The organism is Pantoea sp. Tr-811, from assembly GCF_011752535.1.
Taxonomy (GTDB): domain Bacteria; phylum Pseudomonadota; class Gammaproteobacteria; order Pseudomonadales; family Pseudomonadaceae; genus Aquipseudomonas.
Map to the genome: position 1 here is coordinate 391,223 of NZ_VWXJ01000003.1, position 12,523 is coordinate 403,745.

The 12,523-nt window shown below is 64.8% G+C and carries 16 protein-coding genes; 6 read left to right on the forward strand and 10 right to left on the reverse strand.

Annotated features, from left to right (window positions below; all coding sequences use genetic code 11):
• Nucleotides 1–40: 40 nt before the first annotated feature.
• The 3 genes from F3J44_RS06775 to F3J44_RS06785 form a co-directional block, all read right to left on the reverse strand.
• Nucleotides 41–832: an alpha/beta fold hydrolase gene (locus F3J44_RS06775; RefSeq protein ID WP_205299726.1), complete on the reverse strand. Its 792-nt coding sequence runs from the start codon at nt 830–832 to the stop codon at nt 41–43.
• A gap of 290 nt (nt 833–1,122) precedes the next feature.
• Nucleotides 1,123–1,809 carry an LrgB family protein gene (locus F3J44_RS06780; protein ID WP_167065800.1) on the reverse strand — a complete coding sequence of 229 codons (687 nt, stop codon included), beginning with the start codon at nt 1,807–1,809 and terminating at the stop codon, nt 1,123–1,125.
• Entirely contained in the window at nt 1,799–2,185 is a 387-nt protein-coding gene (locus tag F3J44_RS06785; protein WP_167065802.1) for a CidA/LrgA family protein, read from the reverse strand. Before F3J44_RS06785 ends, F3J44_RS06780 begins: the two co-directional genes overlap by 11 nt.
• A 99-nt stretch (nt 2,186–2,284) precedes the next feature.
• On the opposite strand from F3J44_RS06785, the gene F3J44_RS06790 reads away from it, so the two are divergent.
• The gene (locus F3J44_RS06790; RefSeq protein ID WP_167065805.1) at nt 2,285–3,160 is read left to right on the forward strand and encodes a LysR family transcriptional regulator; all 876 of its coding nucleotides are present in this window, start codon (nt 2,285–2,287) and stop codon (nt 3,158–3,160) included.
• 132 nt (nt 3,161–3,292) lie between these two features.
• Here F3J44_RS06790 and F3J44_RS06795 read toward each other — a convergent pair whose 3' ends face one another.
• Nucleotides 3,293–3,748: a flavodoxin gene (locus F3J44_RS06795; protein WP_167271302.1), complete on the reverse strand. Its 456-nt coding sequence runs from the start codon at nt 3,746–3,748 to the stop codon at nt 3,293–3,295.
• A 94-nt stretch (nt 3,749–3,842) separates the two neighbouring features.
• On the opposite strand from F3J44_RS06795, the gene F3J44_RS06800 reads away from it, so the two are divergent.
• Together F3J44_RS06800 and F3J44_RS06805 are read left to right on the forward strand one after the other, a co-directional pair.
• The gene (locus F3J44_RS06800) at nt 3,843–4,271 is read left to right on the forward strand and encodes a PAS domain S-box protein (protein ID WP_167065811.1); all 429 of its coding nucleotides are present in this window, start codon (nt 3,843–3,845) and stop codon (nt 4,269–4,271) included.
• A 60-nt stretch (nt 4,272–4,331) separates the two neighbouring features.
• A complete protein-coding gene (locus F3J44_RS06805; RefSeq protein WP_167271304.1) occupies nt 4,332–4,949 on the forward strand; it encodes a hypothetical protein in 618 nt (205 codons plus the stop codon).
• Here F3J44_RS06805 and F3J44_RS06810 read toward each other — a convergent pair.
• Entirely contained in the window at nt 4,934–5,878 is a 945-nt protein-coding gene (locus F3J44_RS06810; protein ID WP_167271306.1) for a MerR family transcriptional regulator, read from the reverse strand. The two genes, F3J44_RS06805 and F3J44_RS06810, sit on opposite strands and share 16 nt — an antisense overlap.
• 140 nt (nt 5,879–6,018) lie before the next feature.
• On the opposite strand from F3J44_RS06810, the gene folM reads away from it, so the two are divergent.
• From folM to F3J44_RS06825, 3 genes are read left to right on the forward strand one after another with little or no spacing between them, the layout of a single operon-like run.
• Nucleotides 6,019–6,711, forward strand: coding sequence for a dihydromonapterin reductase (gene folM / locus F3J44_RS06815; protein ID WP_167065821.1), 693 nt, complete (start codon nt 6,019–6,021; stop codon nt 6,709–6,711).
• A gap of 10 nt (nt 6,712–6,721) precedes the next feature.
• Nucleotides 6,722–7,015 carry a DUF1244 domain-containing protein gene (locus tag F3J44_RS06820; protein ID WP_167271308.1) on the forward strand — a complete coding sequence of 98 codons (294 nt, stop codon included), beginning with the start codon at nt 6,722–6,724 and terminating at the stop codon, nt 7,013–7,015.
• Entirely contained in the window at nt 7,012–7,353 is a 342-nt protein-coding gene (locus F3J44_RS06825; RefSeq protein ID WP_167271310.1) for a HopJ type III effector protein, read from the forward strand. Before F3J44_RS06820 ends, F3J44_RS06825 begins: the two co-directional genes overlap by 4 nt.
• 20 nt (nt 7,354–7,373) lie before the next feature.
• Here F3J44_RS06825 and F3J44_RS06830 read toward each other — a convergent pair whose 3' ends face one another.
• The 5 genes from F3J44_RS06830 to F3J44_RS06850 form a co-directional block, all read right to left on the reverse strand.
• The gene (locus tag F3J44_RS06830; RefSeq protein ID WP_167271312.1) at nt 7,374–8,282 is read right to left on the reverse strand and encodes an alpha/beta fold hydrolase; all 909 of its coding nucleotides are present in this window, start codon (nt 8,280–8,282) and stop codon (nt 7,374–7,376) included.
• 265 nt (nt 8,283–8,547) lie between these two features.
• Nucleotides 8,548–9,753: an enoyl-ACP reductase FabV gene (gene fabV, locus F3J44_RS06835; protein WP_370526712.1), complete on the reverse strand. Its 1,206-nt coding sequence runs from the start codon at nt 9,751–9,753 to the stop codon at nt 8,548–8,550.
• Nucleotides 9,754–9,951: 198 nt separating this feature from the next.
• Nucleotides 9,952–11,637 (reverse strand): phosphoethanolamine transferase, encoded by a 1,686-nt coding sequence (locus F3J44_RS06840; RefSeq protein WP_167271317.1) that lies wholly within the window; start codon nt 11,635–11,637, stop codon nt 9,952–9,954.
• A gap of 21 nt (nt 11,638–11,658) precedes the next feature.
• Nucleotides 11,659–12,198, reverse strand: a complete 540-nt coding sequence (locus tag F3J44_RS06845; RefSeq protein ID WP_167271319.1) for a cytochrome b/b6 domain-containing protein — start codon at nt 12,196–12,198, stop codon at nt 11,659–11,661.
• Nucleotides 12,198–12,464, reverse strand: coding sequence for a PepSY domain-containing protein (locus tag F3J44_RS06850; RefSeq protein WP_167065841.1), 267 nt, complete (start codon nt 12,462–12,464; stop codon nt 12,198–12,200). The genes F3J44_RS06845 and F3J44_RS06850 overlap by 1 nt, the downstream gene beginning before the upstream one ends.
• Between the last annotated feature and the right edge of the window lie 59 nt (nt 12,465–12,523).

Here is a 12,523-nt window from a genome sequence, read left to right on the forward strand (position 1 = left end):
GCTGAATGCCAGGCAATAACGCTGGGCGATGGCCGCCGCCTCAGGACCAGGCCAGCCTACGCGGCAGGTAGCGCAGGGGCTGCTCGCGAAACGCCAGGTAATGGCGCAAGACCTGCACCGGTGCCTCGGTGTGCGGGTAATGGCCGATGCCCTGCAGCACAACCGTGTCGGGGTTGGGCACCAGTTGCCGGTAACGCTCGACCATCTGCGCACCCGACAACGGGTCGGCGCTGCCATTGATGAAGCGCAGCGGCACGCCATCGCGCTGCAACGCCGCCACCCAGCGCTCGCGGTGCTGCCTGCGCTCAGGCTGGTAACCCACCAGTTTGTGCAGGATGCGCGTGCCGCAGTTGCTGGCGATCAGGCTCCAGCAGTCGTCCAGCGCGCTTTCGCTGGGGTGGGTACAGGGCCCGTAGATCTGGCTCACGGTGCGCACCAGGTCGTCACGCCCGAACGAACGCCCCACCAGCCAGCCCAGGCGGCTGAGCAGCAGTTTCTGCACCAGCGGAAGCTGGCAACGCTCCGGGAACAGGCCGCTGTTGAGGAACACGCAACTGGCCACGTTTGCGCGCTGCTCGTGGTGGCGCGACAGCAGTTCCTGGGCGACGCTGCCGCCGTAGTCGTGGGCCAACAGGTGCACCGGCTGGTCGACCCCAAGGTGCGCCAGCAGCGCCTGCTGCAGGTCGGCCTGTTCCATCAGGCTGTAGCGGTGGTCGAGCGGCTTGGCCGAATCGCCAAAGCCCAGCATGTCGCAGGCGATGAGCTTGAAGCGCTGGGCCAGCGGGGCCCAGAGGTAGTGCCAGTCCCAGCTGGCGGTGGGGAATCCATGCAACAGTAACAGGGGCTGTCCTTGCCCTGCGGTCCAGTAGCGGATGCTCTGGCCCCGGAATGAAAAACTCAAACCCCGGGTACGCCAGACGCACAAAGGAATCTCGGCGAGGGGCATCAGGGTTGTCCCGGGAATTGGCGATGGACGGGTTTGGGCAAGGCTGCGGTCATTGCAAGTCACCTCGGCACATTGATGTGCTCTCTGTATCGGGGTTGAGTCTAGTCAGCACCCTGCCCGGTGAAACTTGCGTTGCCAGCCAGCTTGATGACCGAGCGAGTCAGTGGCACGAACGGTCACAACAGCATGGTCAACAGCGGCGCGGCGAACAGGTTGAGCAGGCCGGTAAGGACCATGACCAGGCCGGCCACCGAGCCTTCTTCGCGGCCCACTTCCTGCGCCCGACTCACCCCGGCGCCGTGCGCGCCAACCCCGAACAGCGCACCCCGAGCCAACGGCGTGCGCAGCGGCAGCCAGCGCAGCAGCACGCCCCCGAACATCGCCCCGAGCACACCGGTGAACATCACGAACACGGCCGTCAGCTCCGGTACGCCGCCCAGGTCGTGGGCCAACGGCATGGCGAACGGCGTGGTGATCGAGCGCGGCACCAGCGACAGGCTGATCGCGTTATCCAGCGCCAGCAGGTGGGCCAGCCCCCAGGAGCTGGCGATCGACGCCGCGCTGCCGGCAACCATGCCCATCAGCAACGCCGGCCAGTGCCGTGCCAGCAGCGCCCGTTGCTGCCAGATCGGCACGGCGAAGGCCACGGTCACCGGGCCCAGCACGCCCATCAACCAGTGGGTGTTACGCGCGTATTCGGCATAGGCGGTGTGCAGCGGCACCGCCACCGCCAACAGCAGCGCCGGCACCAGGATCAACGGCGACATCAAATAGCGCCCGGTGCGCCGGTACAACCAGCGGCTGGCCAGGTAGGCGCACAAGGTCAGTGCCAGCCAGAACAGCGGCATCGGCTCAAGGCTCATGGCGCAGGCTCCAACGGCACACCAGTTCCACGGTCAGGGCGGTCACCACCATCACCGTCAGCGTACTCAAGGCAATCACCAGCAGGATGCGCCAACCTTCTTCGCGTACCAGGCTGCCGTAGTCCAGCAGGCTCATCAGCGCCGGAATGAAGAACAGCAGCATTTCGGCCATCAGCCAGCCGGCGCCCATCTGCAAGGTGGCCGGCTTGAGCAGGCCGCACGCGAACAGCACCAGCAACAGCGCCAGGCCCATCACGCCACCGGGGATCGGCCAACCCAGCCATTGGGCCAACTGGCCACCGAACAGGAACAAGACAAGCAACACCGCCAGCTCGGCGAGCAGGCGCAGGGGCTTTTTCAACAACGCGGGTTTCATGGGCGGGGGTTCCTCGACAAGCCCTTATTTTAAGAGCCGGCTGCCTAGGCCAGAAGCGAATTGTTAGACTTGCACCCATTCCATAATGGAATTCGGAACATGGAATTCAAACAGCTGCGCAGCTTCATCGAAGTGGTTCACCGCGGCGGTTTTACCCAGGCCGCGCAAACCCTGCACATCAGTCAGTCGGCCGTGAGCAAGCAGGTGGCCCAGCTTGAGCAAGATGTGGGCCAGCCACTGCTCGAACGCCAGGCCTCGCACCTGCACCTGACCGCCGCCGGGCGCATCGTGCTGGAGCGTGGCGAGGCGCTGCTGCGCCAACGCCAGGAACTGCTTCGCGAGCTCGACGACCTCAGCCAGATGGCCCGCGGCGAGTTGCGCCTGGGCCTGCCGATGCTGGGCAACGATGTGCTGTTCGCGGGCCTGTTCGCCGAATACCGACGGCGCCACCCGAACATCGCCATCCAGTTGCTCGAAGGCGGCAGCCACAGCGTCGAACAGGCCGTGCGCAGCGGCGAGCTGGAGCTTGGCGGCAGCCTGACGCCCAGCGACCCGGCGTTCGAATTCCAGCCCTTCTGCAACGAACCGTTGGATGCGCTGCTGCCAGCCGGGCATGGGTTGGCGGGGGTAGAACAGGTAAGCCTCAGGCAACTGGCCGACACCCCCTTCCTGCTGTACCAGCGCAGCTTCGTGCTCAACGACCGCTTGCTCAAGGCCTGCCAGCAGCAGGGTTTCACGCCCAAGGAAGGCGGGCGCAGTGGCCAGGCGGATTTTCTGGTAGCGCTGGTGGCGGCGGGCCAAGGCGTGGTGTTGCTGCCCCGTGTGGTGGCAAAAACCCTGGAGCGCCCTGGGGTGGTGCGTGTGCCATTGAAGGCGCCGGGGTATCTGCGCTGGGATATTGCGTTCATCTGGCGGCGCGGGGCGTATCTGTCGCGGGCGGCGCAGGCCTGGTTGGCGTTGCTGCGAGAGGGGTAAGGCTTACCGGCCCTTGCGCTTGTAGGAGCGGGCTTGCCCCGCGAAGCAGGCACCGCGGTACATGGCACCGGCATTCGCCGGTGTTCGCGGGGCAAGCCCGCGCCTACAGACGAAGGGGCCGGTATGGGTGGATCAGGCCTTCAGGGCCTGGGCGAACTCGGCCAACCAAGGCTCGGCATCGGCTTCCGGGGTCACGGTTTCGCTGGCATCGAGCTGCAGCATCGGCAGCACTTCACGCACGCCCAGCTCGGCAAACAGCTCGCGCATCTGCTCGCCGCCACCGCAGTAGGTTTCGCCATAGCTCGTATCGCCCAGGGCAATCACCGCACCCGGCAGGCCACGCCAGGCAGCCGGCAGAGTATCGCGCAGGGTGCTGTACAGCGGCATCAGGTTATCCGGCAACTCGCCCATGCCCGTGGTCGAGGTCACCGCCAGCAAAGCCTGCGGGGCGAAGCCTTCGATGTCTTGCTGGGTAGCGCGGCCGGCATGCCAGGCCTGGAACCCGGCGGCCTTGAGCAGCGACTCGGCATGGCGGGCAACTTCTTCGGCGGTGCCATACACCGAACCGGAAATAATGGCGACTTTCATCGGGAAGAGATTCCGAAACTGAGTGAAAACGTAGGATACTAGCATCCGACGCTGGCAAAAGGCCTCCTCATCCCAAAGTCCCAACGGTCCGCACATGATCAATGCGCAGCTGCTGCAATCGATGGTCGATGCTTCCAATGACGGGATCGTGGTCGCCGAACTGGAAGGCGATGACACCATTCTGATCTACGTCAACCCCGCCTTCGAGCGCCTGACCGGCTACAGCCGTGACGAAATCCTCTACCAGGACTGCCGCTTCCTGCAGGGCGACGACCGCGACCAGCTGGCCCGCGCGCGCATTCGCAAGGCCCTGGCCGCTGGCCTGCCCTGCCGTGAAGTGCTGCGCAACTACCGCAAGGATGGCAGTGCCTTCTGGAACGAATTGTCGATCACCCCGGTGCGCCAGGACGGCGAGCCTCATTTGTATTTCATCGGCATCCAGAAGGATGTCACCCGCCAGGTCGAGCTGGAACGCGAGCTGGCCGAACTGAACGCGCGTCGCCTTCCCGACGAGCGCGTCTGAACCAAACACCCTGGGCACGGTCAATCCATCTTGAAGAAGTCGTCATTACCGAGTTCGATCATGCAAGCCGATGCCCTCCTGACCCAGGATGAGCTGGATTTCATCCAGAACATGCAGCACTCCCCGCAATTGAACCTGGCCGACCCGGTGTCGAGCCTGCTGGTCAATGGCGACAGGCGCATCCAGTCGCTGCTGACCCGCCTGGTGGCCAACGAGCAGGTTACCCTGCAGGCCCAGTTCAACAACCAGCAGATCAGCTTCCCGCTGCAACTGGTTGAGGACGAATTCCACGCCCTGCACTTGCAGCTGGGCTCCCCGGAAATCTACGAAGACGGCCCACAGTTGCGCCCCTGGCGCCTGTCGATGGAACAGCCAAGCCCGTTGCGCGATGCCAAAGGCAAGGCCAGCGGCCTGCTGGTACGCGATATTTCCTTCAAAGGTGCACTGCTGGAGCTGCGTGGCCTGGCCCAGGCGCCGTCACGCTTCGACCTGTTCTTCGCTCCCGCCGGCCTGCCACCAATCAGCCTGCACGGCCGCCTGCGCCGGCGCATTGGCCCGGACCTGGCCGCCTACGACCTCAGCCGCAGCGCCACCGATGAAGTCGAGCGCTTGCGCGAATATATTCTCCAAGCCCACCGCCAGGCTCACCCGGAACTGCACGCTCAAGTATCGAGCTGACCGGCCAGGTACTGGCGCAGCCGCTGACGCATCACCGCCCCTTCAGCACCCAGGCACACCACCGGGGTTCCGGCCAGGCTGTCCTGGGCCAGCGGCGCCGCCTCGCCAGCCAACAGCAACGGGCACTGCAGGCTTGGCGCCATGCGCACCAGGCGCTTGCCCATGCCAGCGGTGAGGGCGTGGTTGGCAAACAGCACCAAGGCATCCGGCCTTAGCCGCTCGCATACCAACGCCAGTTCATCCAACGGTTGCCCCGGCATCAGCAGGGTCACGCCGACATCCTCGCTGCCCAGCATCAAGCCTGCCACCTGCAACTCCAACTCTTGGCAAGGCCCCGGCAGCGGCGCCAGCACCAGGCGGCGCGACTGTGCCTTGCGGGGTGACTGCTGGTATGGCTGCTGATAGGAAAAGACCCGCCCTCTCAGGAACTGGTCCAGGAACAGCCATTCACTGGCCTGGCCATACGCCCCCTGCCCTGCCGCCAAGTCGTGCCACACGGGCATCAATACCTCGGTGAACGCCCGCTCCAGTGCCATGCCTGCGCTTAGCTGGTCGAACAGTTGCGCCAAGGCCGCGGTGTCGAAGCGGTGTACCGCTTCGCGCAGCAGGGCCTGGCTGCGCGAGGTGGGCGCGGCAACGGCCACGTCCTGCACCGAGGCCTGGCCGCGGGCCAGGATGCTGGCGACCTTGCTCACCGCCACACCGCGCTCCAGCCAGCCTCGGATGCGCCGGATGGTGTCGATGTCGGCCTGGGAATACAAGCGATGGCCACTGTCGGTGCGGGTTGGCTGGATCAGCCCATGGCGCCGCTCCCACGCCCGAAGGGTGACTGCGTTGACTCCGGTGAGCCGGGAAACCTCGCGTATCGGAAACAGCGCCTGGTGCGCCAGGGCACCCTGGGTTTGCGGGCCAGCTGCGTGATCGTTCATCAGCGCTGAAATAACCTGTGTGCGGACGTTGAACGGGTATTCTACTACGGCGCGCAGCCAGCGCGTGTAGGCCGTACAACCGTCAGGCAGTTCGGGTATGCTGGGGGCAACGACAGAGCAGACAAGTTGACCACCCGCACATGAACAACCCTATTCTCGTCACCGGCGCCAGCCAGCGCGTAGGGCTGGCCCTGGCCCTGGACCTGGCACAGGCCGGCCATACGGTCGTCAGTGCCAGCCGCACCCCGCTAGCGCAGTCCGCGCACCCGAATATCGTGCAGTTCCAGGCCGACCTGTGCGTGAAGGCTGACCGCGAGGCCCTGGTCGATTTCCTCAAGCACAACTACGACGGCCTGCGGGCGATCATCCACAACGCTTCCTTGTGGCTGGACGATGGCCTGGACAACCTGGACACCATGTTCCGCCTGCACGTCGAAGCCCCGTACCACCTGAACCTGGCCCTGGGCGACCTGCTGGCCAAGGTGGAAAAGGCCGACATCATCCATATCTGCGACGAAACCTCCTCGCGCGGCAGCAAGGGCCACATCGGCTACGCCGCCACCAAGGCGGCGCTGCAGAACATGGTGCTGTCATTCGCCGAAAAGTACGCCCCCAAGGTGCACGTCAACGGTATCCTGCCGGGCCTGCTGATCCTCAAGGAAGGGGGCGACGAGGCCTATCGCCAGCAAACCCTGAAAAAAGCCCTGCTGGAGTTCGAACCCGGCGCCGCGCCGCTGATCGAGACGGTCAATTACCTGCTCGCCAGCCAGTACAGCACCGGCAGCCAGGTGGTCATCAACGGTGGCCGCCATCTGAAGAACCGCATCACCTGAAGAGACGCCCATGACCCCTCAACAGCAACTCGAACTGGAGGCCGCCGCCTTCCGCCGCCTGGTCGACCACCTGCGCACGCGCACCGATGTGCAGAACATCGACCTGATGAACCTCTCCGGCTTCTGCCGCAACTGCCTGTCCAAGTGGTACAAGGCCGCCGCCGACGAGCGCCAGCTCGACCTCAGCCTGGACGACGCCCGCGAAGCGGTGTACGGCATGCCTTATGCCGAGTGGAAAGCCCAATACCAGAAAGAAGCCAGCGCCGAGCAGCAAGCGGCGTTTGAAAAAGGAAAAACCTCGTGACTGATCTGAACACCCTGCGCGCCAGCCTTGCCAGCGGCCAACATGCCTTTGCCGACACCCTGGCGTTCATTGCCGGCAACTACAGCTACCAGCCCCAGGCCTTCAACAACGGCGGCGTGGAAAATGCCGCCGGGCAGAACGAAGGCTCGTGCAAGACCCTGGGCCTGGCCCTGCTGGAAGGCCTGAGCGACCAGGAAGCGTTGCTGGCCTTTGGCGAGCACTACCGCGATGTGCTGGCCACGCCCGAGGGCAGTGACCACGGCAATATCCGTGCATTGATCAAGCATGGCTTGGCGGGCGTCAAGTTCGCGGCCCAGCCACTGGCGCGCAACGCCTGATAGCGCTGGGGCGGGCGGCATCAACCGACGACCTGCCCCGGCCCTCCTGCCAGCAACTGGCCTTGCTGCAACCACTGCAGTGCAATCGGCCACAGGCTTTCGCGGAAGCGATCGTGGAAGAAGGCGAAATGGCCGATCTCTTCGACTGAGATATCCACAGGCGCAATCCGCAAATGCCGCCGCTGCGCTGGGGGCAGGTAGCCGAGCAAGCGCTCGGTGGCCGCTACCGTGCCGAACGGATCATCCGTCAGGCTGATGGCCAAGGTCGCAGCCTTTACCTGGGAAAACGGCAGCCTGGCCAACGCGCGTCCGCTCGGGCGCTGTTCATAGCGCGGCGTGCGGGTGGTCCAGTCGTGCACGACGCCGGCCGGGGTATCCTCCATCCAGCCCAGGCGCTTGCCGGGAAAATAGCCGAAAGTGCGGGTCAGCAGCGGCATCACCACATGCCACTTGCCAAACAGCCGCCAGCGCTGGTCGGCGGCATAGTCGCGCCAGTAGGCGAACTGGGCGCCCACCATCACCACCCGCCGCACCCGCCCGGCCGACGCTGCCAGGCCCACCGCGCAGCCACCGAAACTGTGGCCGACCACGTCCACCGGTTGCCCGGGATAATGGGTGGCGGCGTGCGCCAGCATGGCTTCGAAGTCCAGCCGGCCCCAATCGCTCCAGGAGGCCTGGAAGCCGCGCAGGGAGGCCGGGCGTGATTCGCCGATGCCACGGTAGTCATAGGTGAGTACGTCAAAGCCTTGGGCGAACAGGTAGTCGGCAAAGCGCGAATAGTAGCGGCAGCGCACCGAGGTGGCGGCGTTGATGATCACCAGCGGGCGCAGGGGATCGGGCTGGGCGTGGCGCCAGCAAAAGCCACCGAGGCTGTAGCCGTCGGCTGCGGCCTGGCGAAAGGCAGTGGCGGGTTGGGTGTGGCTGCTCATGGCGCATTCCCTGTTGTTGTGCGCCAAAACTAGCAAAAAATGTATGACCTGTACCGGCCCGTTCGCACCGACGGAGTGTGCGCCGTCCCCGGTAGGAGCGAGCGCAGCTCGCGATGGGGCGCGCAGCGGCCCCAGGTTTTCAGTTTCGCAACTGATAACGCCGGGGCTGCTTTGCAGCCCATCGCGAGCGTTGCTCGCTCCTACCGGGGGCAGCAGCGTTTGAAAACGCAATTGCCCGCGAAGGGGCCGGTACAGGCTTGGCCGATTACAGCTCGACGCAGTCGAACTTCACATCGGTGGCCACGTCTTCGTCGTAGTTGACGTCAGCACGCTCGAAGCCGAACAGGTTGAGGAATTGCTTCTTGTAACCGGCATAGTCGGTCAGCTCGAACAGGTTCTCGGTGGTCACCTGTGGCCACATGGCCTTGCAGGCATCCTGCACGTCGTCGCGCAGTTCCCAGTCGTCCAGGCGCAGGCGGGCTTTCTCGTCCACCTCGGCCGGGGCGCCGTCGGCGCGGTACATGCGGTCGCGGAACATGCGGTCCAGCTGGTCCTGAGTACCCTCGTGAACGCCCTTCTCCTGCATGATCTTGAAGACCATCGACAGGTACAGCGGCATCACCGGAATGGCCGAGCTGGCCTGGGTGACCACCGACTTCAGCACCGCCACGTTGGCGCCGCCCTTCACTTCAGCGGCCAGTTTCTGGTTCAGGCGCAGCGCGGTTTCGTCCAGGTCCTGCTTGGCCTGGCCCAGGGCGCCGTGCCAGTAGATCGGCCAGGTGATTTCGGTGCCGATGTAGCTGAAGGCCACGGTACGCGCGCCTTCGGCCAGCACCTCGGCGCCGGCCAGGGCGTCGATCCACAGCTGCCAGTCCTGGCCACCCATGACGGTGACGGTGTCGGCGATTTCCTGCTCGGTAGCCGGCTCGATGCTGGCCTCGATGATGGTGTCCTTGTTGGTGTCGATGGCGGTCGACTTGTACGGCTGGCCGATCGGCTTGAGCGCGGAACGGATCACTTCACCGGTCTGCGGCAGTTTGCGCACCGGGGATGCCAGCGAGTAGATGACCAGGTCGACCTTGCCGCCCATTTCGTTCTTGATCAGCTCGATGACCTTGGCACGGGCTTCGTCGGAGAAGGCGTCACCGTTAATCGACTTGCTGTACAGGCCCTCGGCCTTGGCGAACTTGTCGAAGGCGGCAGCGTTGTACCAGCCGGCGGTACCGGCCTTGGTCTCGGTGCCTGGTTTTTCGAAGAACACGCCCAGGGTGTCGGCCTTGAAGCCGAAGGCGGCGGTGATGCGGGCCGCCAGGCCGTAGCCGCTGGAAGCACCGATGACCAGGACCTTCTTCGGGCCATCCTCGCGCACGCCCAGCTTGCGGGTGGCTTCGATCTGGTCACGGACGTTGAGCTCGCAGCCCTTCGGGTGAGTCGTGGTGCAGATGAAACCGCGAACCTTAGGATGAATGATGGCCAATGTCTGTACCTCGTCAGGTTTATGCCGGGGAAGCGCCACTGGGGCGATTCCGATTGATCAGAGGGTGAGACTACCCCCGCAGGTTATCCGACACATATTACGGGCTGAACCGGGGGGATTCAAAACCACGGTGCGCCGCGTGGCGATCAACCCTGCCGGAAAACCCGCCCTGCACCCGGGATGAGGCGTGAATCAATTGCTCGTCATCTCACACGGGGCAGCACTTGCCTGGCGATTGGCAAACATCTCGCTCAACTGCAAGGGTTTCATATGCAACAGGCCCGCCGGTGTTTCACACACAGGCTGGATGAAGTTGTCGCTGAACAGCAACTTCCCATGCACGAAATACTCACCCGCCCGCCAATTGGGGTTGTCGATACGGGTCCCCAACTTCGCCGCGAGCCAATGGCCAATTTCGTAATGGCTGACCCAGCGCTCCGGCAACAGGGCGTCCAGTGCCTGGGGCGGCGCTTCGCGGGCCACCACGATCACCGGCACATCGGTCACTTCCGGCACCAGCGCATTGTGCCCCCACTTGCCATTTTCGCCCAGGCGCTGACCATGGTCACCGGTGATGACCAGGTAGCGCTCACCTTCCAGGCGTTCGAAACGCTCCAGCACCTCTGCCAGCAGGCCGTCGAGGTAGTGAATCGAGTTGTCATAGGCATTGGCCTGGGCCTGCGGCCCGTTGTCTGGCCAGGGTGCTTGGGCTGCTTCATTCAGGTAGTTGCGTGCATAAGGCAGGTGCGCGGTACGCAGGTTGAGCACCACGAAGTTGCGCTCGGCGAATGCCTGCTGGTCGAGGATGCCGAGCAGGGCCCGGTCCTGCTGTTGGAGAAAGCGCAGCGGGTGATCCTCGCGGGTGATCGACACATCCAGGTAGCGGCTGCCCAGGTGCGCCAGCAGGCGTGACTCCTGTGACGAGATCCAGTGGGTACGCAGCCCCGCTTCACGGGCGAAGCGGAACAGGTTGACCTCGCCGCTGCGCAGCCGGTGGTCCTGGCCCGGCTCGCGAATCGGGTTCAGCAGGTAGGGCAGGCTGACATCCGTGGCCACCCCCGCCGAAATGCCGGGGCGCACCAGCGCGCTGGGGTGCCCGGCCAGGTAGGCGTCGAGCCTGGGCGTGGTTTGCCGCGCATAGCCGTAGAGGCTAAGGCGTTCGCTGCGCAGGGAATCGGCCACCACCAGCCACACATGCCTGGCCGTGCTGGGCACCGCGCTTAACCGATACGGCGCGTAGGGCGCCTGGGGCACTGCCAGTTCAGGCTTGAACGCCAGGCGCACGGCCCAGGCCGAGAACGCGTTGAGGCTGTTGTGCAGCCCACTGCGGGTCGGCCCCGGGGTAAATGAATCGAGGTTGCGGTAGGTCGCACGGTAGGGCTTGGCCAGCAGCACCACGGCGATCAGCACCAGGGCCCAGCGGCTGGCAGGCAGTGCGACGTGCTTGGGCAGCACCCAGTGCACGCCGATCAACAGCCCATAAGGCACCAGCACGCTGGCCAGGGCCGGCCAGTGCTCGGCCAGGCTGTGCCTGGCGGTTTCCCAGACCTCGCCCGGCTCGCGCAGCAAGCTGCGGATATCGATGGCACTCAGCGGCTCGCCAATGAAGCTGACAGTTGCCAGTTGCAGCACCTGCATCGTCGCGAACAGCAGCAGAATCACCACCACCAGCACACGCAGGTTGCACAGCCACAAGGCCAGGCAGAACAGCCACAGGCCGGCAACCCAACCCGCTTCGAGTTCGGCGCGGTTGGCCGGTGTGAACAGCTGCTGGATAAAGTCATCGGCCAACAGCAACAGGCAACTCAGGCTGGCCAGGGCGAGCAGGCGCAGCCAGGCCGCGCCGGTTTCGCCGCCGCGCCGGAGGGTAGTGTGCATCAACATCGGGAATACTCGTGATCAGTGGTCGTCAGGAATGCGCCGACGGCGCCCGGTCAGCATCGACAGCGGTAGGTTCTCGCCCAGGCGCACGCTCTCGACCAACGCTGCCAGCACATGCACGGCAACCAGCGCCAGCAAGGCATCGGCAATGAAACTGTGCACGTTCAGCGGCCAGTCCGCGCCCCACAGGGCATCGACTTCTTCCATCAGAAAGCCGGTCAGGCCCAGGGCAGCCATGCAGGCGAGCATCAGCACCATCACCAACGCACCAATGGGTGAGTGGCCCATGCGATGGAAGGGCCGGCCTTGCACCAGTGCCCGCCCATGGGCTGCCAGCCGGGCCGGAGTGGGCCAGAAATCGGCCCAGCGGGCGCTGCGCGGCCCGACGAAGCCCCACACCAGGCGCAGCATCACGCAGCCGACTGCGTAGTAGCCAAGCCAGCGGTGCCAGCCATCACCCTCTTCGTTGAAGAAATAGTTGGCGAAGAACACCGTGGCGATCGACACGTGGCACAGCCGCAGCAGAGGGTCCCAGAGCCGCACCGTGGCGGCGGGCATCAGTCCTTGATCTCGCTCTTGATCGCCTTGCCGGTGACCGGGTCATGGTAGATCTCGACCTTCTTGCCGTCCTTGTTGAAGCCGTAGATTTCGTAACAGTTGCCTTTGGTCACCTTGAACTTGTTGATCTTGTAGCCCTGCTCCTTGAGCTGGGCCTGGAATGCGTCCGGGTTCTGCCAGGTGCTTTTGTCGGCGGTGGTGCATTGAGTGGCGGCGAAGGCCGAACCGCTGCCCAGCAGCAGGGCGCAGGCAATCAGGGTACGCATGGCGATAAGCTCCAGTGGGGGGTGATGGCAGCACTATGCGTGGCGCAAGCTTAGTGAAA

What these genes read in the sequence shown, in the direction of transcription:
- F3J44_RS06830 (WP_167271312.1), bottom strand. Translation starts at nt 8,282, where the DNA reads ATGAGCAGCCACACCCAACCCGCCACTGCCTTTCGCCAGGCCGCAGCC.
- F3J44_RS06790 (WP_167065805.1), top strand. Translation starts at nt 2,285, where the DNA reads ATGGAATTCAAACAGCTGCGCAGCTTCATCGAAGTGGTTCACCGCGGC.
- folM (WP_167065821.1), top strand. Translation starts at nt 6,019, where the DNA reads ATGAACAACCCTATTCTCGTCACCGGCGCCAGCCAGCGCGTAGGGCTG.
- F3J44_RS06820 (WP_167271308.1), top strand. Translation starts at nt 6,722, where the DNA reads ATGACCCCTCAACAGCAACTCGAACTGGAGGCCGCCGCCTTCCGCCGC.
- F3J44_RS06845 (WP_167271319.1), bottom strand. Translation starts at nt 12,198, where the DNA reads ATGCCCGCCGCCACGGTGCGGCTCTGGGACCCTCTGCTGCGGCTGTGC.
- F3J44_RS06800 (WP_167065811.1), top strand. Translation starts at nt 3,843, where the DNA reads ATGATCAATGCGCAGCTGCTGCAATCGATGGTCGATGCTTCCAATGAC.
- F3J44_RS06810 (WP_167271306.1), bottom strand. Translation starts at nt 5,878, where the DNA reads ATGAACGATCACGCAGCTGGCCCGCAAACCCAGGGTGCCCTGGCGCAC.
- F3J44_RS06805 (WP_167271304.1), top strand. Translation starts at nt 4,332, where the DNA reads ATGCAAGCCGATGCCCTCCTGACCCAGGATGAGCTGGATTTCATCCAG.
- F3J44_RS06780 (WP_167065800.1), bottom strand. Translation starts at nt 1,809, where the DNA reads ATGAGCCTTGAGCCGATGCCGCTGTTCTGGCTGGCACTGACCTTGTGC.
- F3J44_RS06795 (WP_167271302.1), bottom strand. Translation starts at nt 3,748, where the DNA reads ATGAAAGTCGCCATTATTTCCGGTTCGGTGTATGGCACCGCCGAAGAA.
- F3J44_RS06840 (WP_167271317.1), bottom strand. Translation starts at nt 11,637, where the DNA reads ATGCACACTACCCTCCGGCGCGGCGGCGAAACCGGCGCGGCCTGGCTG.
- F3J44_RS06850 (WP_167065841.1), bottom strand. Translation starts at nt 12,464, where the DNA reads ATGCGTACCCTGATTGCCTGCGCCCTGCTGCTGGGCAGCGGTTCGGCC.
- F3J44_RS06785 (WP_167065802.1), bottom strand. Translation starts at nt 2,185, where the DNA reads ATGAAACCCGCGTTGTTGAAAAAGCCCCTGCGCCTGCTCGCCGAGCTG.